The organism is Adlercreutzia sp. ZJ304 (assembly GCF_011039075.1).
Lineage (GTDB): Bacteria > Actinomycetota > Coriobacteriia > Coriobacteriales > Eggerthellaceae > Adlercreutzia_A.
Genome location: NZ_JAAKEG010000030.1, coordinates 1 through 1,335 on the forward strand (window position 1 = coordinate 1; position 1,335 = coordinate 1,335).

Genomic DNA, 1,335 nt, shown 5'->3' on the forward strand with positions numbered 1-1,335 from the left:
CTAGCACCAATGCCAGCAGGAGCAGCTATGAGTGAGGACAAGTCGTTTGTATATAAGATTCCATCTTGGGCGGCATAGGCACTAGAAGCTGCGCTCCCTGTATTTGCAACAGAAATGGCCATAAGCTTGGTGCATCGGGAAAAGACACAAGCAGGGACAGCGGCCAGTGTGTCAGGGAGCACAGCGGTGCCCTCCATGCCCTCTGGGATGAGGAGGAGGCTAGTTTTGGCTGCATCTAGCAGCGCTCCGTTGTAGCTTGAGTAGTGTGTATTGTTTGCTGCTACATCGATGGATGTAAGGTTTGGCAGCATTTGAAAGAAAGCTAGGTCAATTTGTTCAACCGTATCAGGAATTGTGACTTGCGTTACTCCGGGTGCCTTTTCAGCTTCAGAGTAATACTCGCCAATATATGGGTTAGCAATGCCTGCATCTGCAGCACTAGTGGCTGCGGACGCATTTTCACTTATATCTTTGTTTGTATTAGTTGCAGTTGTTGGGAAATTTTTTGAATTTTGGGGGTCTAGCTCTGTAGAGCTAAATTCATAGAACCCCCCCCCCCATTTCTATATTCGTACTGATGTTCGTAACAGTGTATGAGGTGTTATTAACCTGAATGCTTGAGGGTATAGCAAGTGTGTCTTTTAGAGATTTAGCAGACCAGCCAAGAAGTGCTGCCCTAGGTACAGATGTATCTTTGTCGTTTATGGCAAAGGTTAGACCTGCTTGCTGGACAATGCTAACTTCACTTTGCTTATCAGCAAGGTTTACAGAAACAGATACTACCTCTATATCGTCTTTTTCCTCTATTGCGCTTTGACAAATCTTGTCTAGGTCTTCGCTAGATTCATCTTTAGAAGATATGCTCTGTGTATCTGTTTTGGACACATCTGGTGTCTTAGATGCCTCAACTGATGCACTAGAGCTACTTGATTTTGTATCTTGTATAGCCAGCGTCTCATCTGCTAACGCAGATGCAGGACTCAGTGTTAGAACCAAAGAGGCTACAATCGTTGAAACTAATGCCTTGTTAGGCAAATGCATCTTCTTCATTTTTCCGTCCCTTAGCACTTGCTTTTTGCTAGCTTTTAGCTTCATTCCCGTTCCACTAAAAGCATCTGTTCTGATTCAAATTACAAACCAGACAAAACGCAAAAGCGAGTTACTCGCAAATTCCCATTGTCTTATCGACAGCCCGAACTATAAAACCCGCTTTCCTAGAATTGCAAGAACTTTTTTGAAAATGAGCTATTTATGGTTCATTTTTCCACAGGTGAACATACAATCTGCACAATCGACTAACAAAAGCTGCAAAGTTTGTATAGCAGATACCTCCCG

General features: G+C 43.6%; 2 protein-coding genes. Both read right to left on the minus strand.

Going from position 1 to position 1,335, the window contains the following annotated elements:
• Positions 1–311, minus strand: a 311-nt coding sequence (locus G7Y46_RS09030) for a hypothetical protein (protein WP_165254019.1), incomplete at its 3' end; no start/stop codon positions are given.
• Positions 312–540: 229 nt separating this feature from the next.
• Complete coding sequence (locus G7Y46_RS09035) at positions 541–1,050, minus strand: hypothetical protein (RefSeq protein ID WP_165254020.1); 510 nt, start codon at positions 1,048–1,050, stop codon at positions 541–543.
• Positions 1,051–1,335: the final 285 nt, after the last annotated feature.

What these genes read in the sequence shown, in the direction of transcription:
- G7Y46_RS09035 (WP_165254020.1), bottom strand. Translation starts at nt 1,050, where the DNA reads ATGAAGAAGATGCATTTGCCTAACAAGGCATTAGTTTCAACGATTGTA.